Source organism: Nocardioides sp. (assembly GCF_035481145.1).
Classification (GTDB): domain Bacteria; phylum Actinomycetota; class Actinomycetes; order Propionibacteriales; family Nocardioidaceae; genus Nocardioides.
The window spans coordinates 1-8,245 of sequence record NZ_DATIHB010000177.1; the positions used below are offsets into that span (position 1 = coordinate 1).

An 8,245-nucleotide genomic window follows, 5' to 3' on the forward strand; every position below is an offset into this window, starting at 1 on the left:
GGCGTCGCCTGCTGCCGTTCGTGGTGGCCAGCGGCGTCGTCGCCGGCACCCTCGGGCTCTACCTCGAGTTCCTCTGGTCGCGCGAGTTCATGACGCTTCCGCAGCCCTTCGACGCGGCCGGGCTCCCGCTCTACCTCACCGTTGGCACGCTCGCCTCGGTCGCCGGCGGCCTGGTCGCGGTCTGGCAGGTACGCCGCCTGGCGCTGGTGGCGGCCGGGTCACCCACCCCGGTCGCGCTGCCGGCGATGGCCGAGGGGCGGCGGTGGTACGGCCTGGCCGGGTTCCTCGCCTTCGTCGCGCTGATGGCTGTCTGTGCGCCGCCGACGGCCGCCACACCCGAGCGGGCCACGGTCCGGTGGAGCGACGCGTCCACCGGTGACCCGGAGTGCCCGGGCACCGCCGAGCGGTGTCTCGCGACCCTCACCCTGCAGCTCGAGGATCCCGAGGTCGTCGAGGACGCCGCGTGGTTCTACGCCCTCGCCTGGCAGGGCAACGACGGCAGCGCCGACGTCCCCCGCGACCCGGTCGCGGACGTGCCCGGCATCGTCCGCAGCCGACTGCTTCCCACCGGGACACCGGGCGAGTACCGCTCGGACGCACCTCTCCCGATCTACGGGCAGTGGAAGACGATGGTCCGCCTCCACACGCTGCCGCGCACGATGATGACCTGGGTGCTCTACATGCCGGAGGACGCCGCGATCACCGGTCCGCGTGGCCGCCTGGTCCACGTGGCCGACGGTGAGGTCGTCGCCAGCCACTACGAGCCGGAGATGCTCCAGCGCGAGCGCAAGGACGACGTGCCGACCTGGCTCTTCAACGCCGGCAACGCGGTGGTCCTGCTGCTCTGGGTGACGGTCCTGCTCGGCTACGGCTGGTGCTACAACCGCGCGGCCGTCGGCTCACCCCGGGAGTCCGCCGCGCTCTCCTGAGCAGGACGAACGCCTGCTGTGCAACGAGATCAGCGTCACTCCCCACCGGCGCAGGTCACACCCGGAGCAGCCCCCACAGTGCACACCCGTGCACTAACTTGAGTGCGACACCATGTCTGTGACACACCGTTCCGAGAAACGGTGGTCGCGGAATCACTGCACCAGGAGTGACGCATGCTTCTCCCCCTCGCTGCTGAGGCCCCCACCGCTGGTGGCGCGGCCCTGAGTGACGTCCTGACCGCGAGCGCCATCGCCTCGGTCTACTTCGCCTTCACCGGCTGGATCCTCGTCAACGAGCGCATTCGCAACCGGCGTACGGCGCTGGGACGCGGCCTCGACGCGTTCGGCGACAAGATCGGCCTGCCCGGCTGGGCGGCCGCGCCGTTCGTCATCCTCGGCCCCTTCCTCCTGCTCGCCGGATGGGGCGTCTACTGGGACGTCCCGCTGCACATGCAGCGCGGCCGTGACGACGGCGCGTTCGCCAACCCGAGCCACTACCCGATCTACCTGGCGCTGCTGGCCCTGCTCAACATCGGCCTGCTGATCATGGCGCTGGCCAAGGACCCGCTTCCGCGCCACACGCTGAAGATCGCGCCCGGCTGGCGCGTGCCGTTCAGCTCCGTCGTCATCTTCATGGCCGGCTTCATCGGCGTGCTCGGCTTCCCGCTCGACGACGTCTGGCACCGGATCTTCGGCCAGGACGTCACGGAGTGGGGTCCCACCCACGTGCTGATGATCGGTGGCGCGATCACCGCCCCCTGGTGCGGTCCGCTGCTGCTGGCCGAGGCGCGTCAGGTCGGTGCCCGAGCGATGACCGGCCGCGCCGGCCGCTGGTACATGCTCCTCGCGCTCGCGCTCTGCATCGTGCCGTTCGCCTTCCTGATGGAGTTCGACCTCGGCGTGCCGCAGTTCCCGGCCTCGACGCAGGGCATCATCTACAGCTTCGTGCTCGGCTTCACCTGCATCGCTGCCCGCACCTGGTTCGGCAAGGGTGGCGCCCTCGGCGTCAGCGCCGTCTGGATCGGTGCCTACCTGTTCCTCGTCGGCACCGTCGCGCTCCTGCCCGACGTGCTGACCGTGAGCTTCCTGCTCAGCCTGCCGTTCGCGATCATCGTCGAGCTCGTCGCGCTGGCCGCCGGCATCGACCGCGACGCCTCGCGTCGCGTGCCCTTCGCGGTCGTGGCCGGCCTGCTCGGTGGTTCCCTCGGCTACTACCTCGAGTGGCTCTGGTCGAAGGACCACATGCCGCTCCCCCAGCCGTTCAACGAGAGCGCGCTGCCGTACCTCCTGGCGACCAGCACCATCGCCGGCCTGGCCGGTGCCCTGCTCGGCACCTACCAGGTCCGCCGCCTGGAGCAGGTGGCCGACGTCGAGACCACGGTGACGAAGGCCGCGGTTCCCGCCTCGGGATATCGCTGGTTCGGCCTCGCCGGATTCGGTGCCTTCGTGGCACTGATGGCCGTCTGCGCCCCGCCGCTCAAGGGCGAGGTCCGCGAGGTCGAGGTCGGCCTCACCGGTACGACGACGGGTGCGGCGAGCTGCACGTCGTACGAGGAGCAGTGCCTGGCGACGGCCACGATCCGCTTCACCGGCGAGGACCCGGTCCCGGACGCCACCTGGTTCTACGCGCTGTCGTGGCAGGGCCAGCCGCGCGAGGCCACCGAGGCGACCGCTGACATCCCGCAGGACCCCGAGGCGGGCGTCCCCGGCGTCATGCGCGTCCGGATGCTCGCGACGGACACCCCGGGTGAGTACCGCTCGGAGCACCCCCTGCCGCTCTACGGCCAGTGGAAGACGCTGATCCGGATCCACGAGGGCACCAACGACATGATGTCGTGGCCGCTCTACATGCCCGACGACCCGGCGATCGCGAGCGAGCGTGGCCGCGAGATCCGCGTGCTGGACGGCGACACGGTCCGCTCGAGCTACGAGCCGCAGCTGCTCCAGCGCGAGCGCAAGGACTCCGTGCCCCAGGTGCTCTACGCGATCGCCAACTACGTCGTGATGTCGCTCTGGGTGATCGTGCTGCTCGGATTCGGCTGGTGCTACAACCGCGCCGCCGGAACCGGTCGACGCACGGCCTCCGGTCGCGAGAAGGTGGGCGCATGAGCACGCATCTCGACCAGGTCGTCCTGATCACGGGCGGCGCCCGGGGCATCGGCGCCGAGACCGCCAAGGCGCTCGCCGCCCGCGGTGCGCGCGTGGTCCTCACCGACCTCGACCGTGCTGCGCTCGACGAGACCGTCGCCGCGATCGGCGCGGACAACGCACTCGGCGTCGTTGCCGACGTCTGCGACCTTGCTGCGATGGAGGCCGCGGTCGCCGCCGCGGTCGAGCGGTTCGGCCGCCTCGACGCCGCGATCGCCAACGCCGGCATCGCCAGCTACGGCTCGGTGCTCAACACCGACCCCGCGGTCTTCCAGCGGGTCATGGACATCAACGTGATGGGCGTCTTCCACACCTCGCGGGCGGCGCTCCCGGCCCTGATCGAGAGCAAGGGCTACCTGCTCGTCGTCAGCTCGCTCGCGGCCTTCGCGGCGGCGCCCGGCCTGTCGGCGTACAACGCGTCGAAGGCGGGCGCGGAGCACTTCGCCAACGCGGTCCGCCTCGAGGTAGCCCACCAGGGCGTCACCGTGGGCTGCGCGCACATGTCCTGGATCGACACCCCTCTGGTGCAGGACGCCAAGGCCGACCTGCCGGCGTTCCGGGAGCTGCTGACCAAGCTGCCCTACCCGCTGGGCAAGACCACCGACGTGGAGTCGTGCGTCAACGCGTTCGTGAAGGGCGTCGAGAAGCGGCAGCGCCACGTCTACTGTCCGGGCTGGGTCCGCGGCATCGGGCTCAACCGCAACGTGGTCAACTCCGCCGCCGGTGCGATCCCGATCCTGCGACACGTTCCGCGACTTCTCCCCCAGATGGACGCGCAGGTGGCAGCCTTGGGCCGCGCCACCAGCGCCCGCAACCTCGCGAACGACGCCAGCGACGCCGCCGTCGTCGACAACAAGGAGTGACTGGCATGACCGAAGCGAAGCACCTCGACGTCCTGATCGTCGGCGCCGGCCTCTCCGGCATCGACGCTGCGGTGCACGTCAGCAAGGCCTTCCCGGCCAAGAGCTACGCCCTGCTCGAGATGCGCGAGGAGCTCGGCGGCACCTGGAGCCTCTTCAAGTACCCCGGCCTGCGCTCCGACTCCGACATGTACACCCTCGGCTTCGGCTTCCGCCCGTGGACGGGCAAGGACGCGATCGCCGACGGCAAGGACATCCTGCAGTACCTCAAGGAGACGGCCTCCGAGTACGGCGTCGACAAGCACATCCGCTACCAGCGCAAGGCGACGGCGTACTCCTGGTCGTCGGAGGCGAACCTCTGGACGGTCACCGTCGAGAACGGCGAGACCGGCACGACCGAGACGCTGACCGCCAACTTCCTGGTCAACACCACCGGCTACTACAACTACGACGCCGGCTACACCCCGGAGTTCCCCGGCGCCGACGAGTTCAAGGGCCAGATCGTGCACCCGCAGCACTGGCCGGAGGACCTCGACTACACCGGCAAGCGGGTCGTCGTCATCGGCTCGGGCGCCACGTCGATCACGCTGATCCCGTCGATGGCTCCGGACGCCGAGCACATCACGATGCTGCAGCGCACCCCGACGTACATCATCAGCCAGCCGAAGATCGACCCCGTCGCCTCGGTGCTGAAGAAGACCCTGCCGGCGAAGGTCGCCGCCAAGGCGATCCACGCCCGCTACGCGTCGGTGACGATCGGCTTCTTCGAGTTCGCGCGGCGCCAGCCGAAGGCGACCAAGGCGCTCATCAAGCGCTGGGCGAAGATCCACCTGCCCAAGGACTTCGACTACGACAAGCACCTCGTCCCGCCGTACAACCCGTGGGACCAGCGCCTCTGCGTGGTGCCCGGCGCCGACCTCTTCAAGGCGATCCACAGCCACAAGGTCGACATCGTCACCGAGCACATCGAGAAGTTCGACGCGACGGGCATCCAGCTGAAGAACGGCCAGCACCTCGACGCCGACATCATCGTCACCGCGACGGGCCTCGACATCCAGATGTTCGGCGGTGCCGAGGTCGAGGTCGACGGCGAGAAGGTCGACCTCGGGAAGCTCTTCACCTACAAGGCGCTGATGCTCAACAACATCCCGAACTTCGCCTTCATCATCGGCTACTCCAACGCCTCCTGGACGCTCAAGGCCGACCTGGTCTGCGAGTACATCGTCCGCCTGCTCGACCACATGGACGAGAACAGCTTCACCAAGGTCGTCCCGATCGTCGACGGCGGCCTCGAGGCCGAGGACATCATGAAGCTGGACTCGGGCTACCTCGCCCGCGCGGCGGACAAGATGCCGAAGGCTGGCAACCGCGACCCGTGGCGGCTCAAGCAGAACTGGTACTTCGACAAGAAGTTCATCCAGAAGTCGCCCCTCGTGGACGACGAGATCCACTTCAGCTGATCCGCAACTGAGACAAAGGACGGCGGCCTCTGGCCCCGTCACCGGCGACCCGGCAGAGTGGGAGCGTGCAGCTCCTGCTTGCCGGGTCGTCCGGCTTTCTCGGCACCCACCTGACCGACGCCCTGCGCGCTGACGGCCACGAGATCACCCGCCTCGTACGCCGCCCGCCCACCGCCGCGGACGAGGTGCGGTGGGACCCCGCGGAGGGCACGGTCCCGCAGGAGGTCGTCGACGCCGCCGACGTGGTGATCAACCTCTGCGGCTCCCCGACGGCGGGCAACCCGCACTCGCGCCGCTGGGCCTCCGAGCTGCGCACCAGCCGGGTCGACGCGACCCGCACGATCGCGCAGGCGGTCGCCGACGCCCACCAGCGCGATGCCGGGCGACCTGCCCTCCTCAACGGCAGCGCCGTGGGCTTCTACGGCGACCACGGCACTGCCCTGGTCGCCGAGACGGGCAGCTCCAACGGGGGGTCCCTGATGACCTCGGTCGTCCGCGAGTGGGAGGCCTCCACGACGGTCGCGCGCCACGCCGGCGCCCGGGTCTGCCTGCTCCGCACGGCGCCGGTGATCGACCAGGAGAGCGCGCCTCTCAAGCAGCTCCTGCCGCTCTTCAAGCTCGGCCTCGGCGCACGCCTCGGAGGCGGCTCGCAGTACTTCCCGATGGTCTCGCTGCGCGACTGGATCGGCGGCGTGCGCCACCTCGTCGGCTCGGGCCTGGCCGGGCCGGTCAACCTCTGCTGCCCGATGACCCCGACCAACACCGAGTTCACCCAGGCCCTCGCCGACGCCGTCGGCCGCCGGGCGCGGCTGGCCGTCCCGGCGAAGGTGCTCGAGACCGCCGCCGGCAAGGTCTCCCCCGAGCTCCTCGGATCCCTGCGGGTCACTCCGCTCGCGCTCCGCTCCTCGGGCTACGCGTTCGCCGACCACGACGTGCGTGACGTGATCGCGGCAGCACTACGCTGAGGGCGTGCCTGCCATGACCGACACCCCCCTCGACTTCACCATCGCCGGCCTCGGCCCGCGGGCGGTCGACTACCTTGAGGCGTGGGAGCTGCAGCGCCAGGTCCACGAGTCCGTGGTGGCCGGCGGCACGCCCACGGTGCTGCTGCTCGAGCACCCGCCGACGTACACCGCGGGCAAGCGCACCGACCCGCACGAGCGGCCCGCCGACCCGGGCGGCGCGCCTGTCATCGACGTCGACCGCGGCGGCAAGATCACCTTCCACGGCCCCGGCCAGCTCGTCGGCTACCCGATCGTGCGGCTGCCCGACCACGTGCTCGTCGTCGACTACGTACGCCGGGTCGAGGAGGCCCTGATCCGGGCCTGCGCCGAGCTCGGGGTCACCACCGCTCGGGTGCCCGGCCGCAGCGGGGTCTGGCTCCGGGCCGACCCGGCGACGGGCCGGCCGGAACGGAAGGTCGCCGCCATCGGCATCCGCGTAGCGCGCGGCGTGACCATGCACGGCTTCTCGCTCAACTGCGACGTCGACATGGGGTGGTACGACCGCTTCCTGCCGTGCGGCATCGCCGATGCCGGCGTCACCTCGCTCTCGCTCGAGCTCGGTCGTGACGTGCCGGTCACCGAGGTCGTCCCGATCGTCGAGAAGCACCTCGCGACGTACCTCGCCTGGGAGCCCTACGTGCCCACTCCTGACTACGAGGCGCGCCCCGAGCCGCCGCGGATCAACCTGGTGCGGCCGGGCGCCTGACCCGGGTCCGGCGATTCGCCCGGTTTCGGCTGCCCGCGGTGGTTTGATGCGGGAGTGACAGATGTCGTCGTCGAGGCCGTGGGCCTCCGCAAGTCCTACTCGTCCCTGCGCGGCGGGAGGAGCTGGGCCGTCGACGGCGCCAACCTCCGCGTCGAGCGCGGACAGGTGCACGGCTTCCTCGGACCCAACGGATCCGGCAAGACCTCGACCATCCGGATGCTCCTCGGCCTGAGCCGGGCCGACACCGGCACGATGTCCCTCTTCGGCACCACGGTGCCCGCACACCTGCCCGAGGTGATGGCGCGGGTCGGGGCGGTGGTCGAGTCGCCGCGCTTCTCCCCCGGCCTGACCGGCCGGCAGAACCTCCTGCTCCTCTCCCGCTCGGTCGGTGTCGCCGACACCCGCGTCGACGAGGCGCTGCACACCGTCGGCCTGGGCGACCGGGGCCGGCACAAGTACAAGGGCTACTCCCTCGGCATGCGCCAGCGGCTCGCCGTCGCGGCGACCCTGTTGCGCGACCCGGAGCTGCTGATCCTCGACGAGCCCTCCAACGGTCTCGACCCGGCCGGCATCCGTGAGAACCGCGAGATGATCCGCAGCCTCGCGGCGCGCGGGGTCACGGTGCTGCTCAGCTCGCACGTCCTCGCAGAGGTGCAGCAGGTCTGCACCGACGTCACGATCCTCGGTCGTGGGCGCACGATCGCCTCGGGCTCGGTCGATGAGCTCCTCGCCGGCGGTGACGGCGTACGCGTCGTGACCACCGACCCCACGCTCGCCCTCTCCACGCTGGTGGAGGCGGGGGTAGCGGCACGGCTCGACGGCCCGGCACTCAACGCCACGGGCACGGCGCCCGAGCGGATCAGCGAGCTGCTCGCCGGAGTGGGCGTGTGGATCAAGGAGCTCACCCCCGAACGCCGCGACCTCGAGTCGGTCTTCCTCGAGCTGACCGCAGGCGAGGACCTCTCCGCCCAGCAGTCCGCCCAGCAGTCCGCACCCACGAACGGAGCCGCGTGATGCTGCGCCTGGTCCTCGTCGAGCTCAACCGGCTCCGCTGGCGGCGTGCGGTCCAGCTCCTCGTGCCGCTGGCCCTCCTCGTCCCGCTCGCGCTCCTGACGGTCTGGACGATCAGCACCGAAGC

General features: G+C 70.6%; 6 protein-coding genes and 1 pseudogene. All 7 read left to right on the forward strand.

Features of this window, described 5'->3' with window-relative positions; translation table 11 throughout:
* A pseudogene (locus VLF38_RS14555) lies at window positions 1-929 on the forward strand (hypothetical protein); the annotation flags it as partial.
* 174 nt (window positions 930-1,103) lie between these two features.
* On the forward strand, window positions 1,104-3,038 hold the full coding sequence (locus tag VLF38_RS14560; RefSeq protein WP_325271962.1) for a hypothetical protein: 1,935 nt from the start codon (window positions 1,104-1,106) through the stop codon (window positions 3,036-3,038).
* A complete protein-coding gene (locus tag VLF38_RS14565; protein WP_325271963.1) occupies window positions 3,035-3,940 on the forward strand; it encodes an SDR family oxidoreductase in 906 nt (301 codons plus the stop codon). The genes VLF38_RS14560 and VLF38_RS14565 overlap by 4 nt, the downstream gene beginning before the upstream one ends.
* A 5-nt stretch (window positions 3,941-3,945) precedes the next feature.
* Entirely contained in the window at window positions 3,946-5,397 is a 1,452-nt protein-coding gene (locus tag VLF38_RS14570) for an NAD(P)/FAD-dependent oxidoreductase (RefSeq protein WP_325271964.1), read from the forward strand.
* A gap of 65 nt (window positions 5,398-5,462) precedes the next feature.
* A complete protein-coding gene (locus tag VLF38_RS14575) occupies window positions 5,463-6,362 on the forward strand; it encodes a TIGR01777 family oxidoreductase (protein WP_325271965.1) in 900 nt (299 codons plus the stop codon).
* Between the two features lie 13 nt (window positions 6,363-6,375).
* Window positions 6,376-7,107 carry a lipoyl(octanoyl) transferase LipB gene (gene lipB / locus VLF38_RS14580; protein WP_325271967.1) on the forward strand — a complete coding sequence of 244 codons (732 nt, stop codon included), beginning with the start codon at window positions 6,376-6,378 and terminating at the stop codon, window positions 7,105-7,107.
* A 54-nt stretch (window positions 7,108-7,161) separates the two neighbouring features.
* Entirely contained in the window at window positions 7,162-8,121 is a 960-nt protein-coding gene (locus VLF38_RS14585; protein WP_325271966.1) for an ABC transporter ATP-binding protein, read from the forward strand.
* The last annotated feature ends 124 nt before the right edge of the window (window positions 8,122-8,245 follow it).

Excerpts from the sequence above, each read along its gene's own strand:
- VLF38_RS14565 (WP_325271963.1), top strand. The coding sequence starts at position 3,035 with ATGAGCACGCATCTCGACCAGGTCGTCCTGATCACGGGCGGCGCCCGG.
- lipB (WP_325271967.1), top strand. The coding sequence starts at position 6,376 with ATGACCGACACCCCCCTCGACTTCACCATCGCCGGCCTCGGCCCGCGG.
- VLF38_RS14570 (WP_325271964.1), top strand. The coding sequence starts at position 3,946 with ATGACCGAAGCGAAGCACCTCGACGTCCTGATCGTCGGCGCCGGCCTC.
- VLF38_RS14560 (WP_325271962.1), top strand. The coding sequence starts at position 1,104 with ATGCTTCTCCCCCTCGCTGCTGAGGCCCCCACCGCTGGTGGCGCGGCC.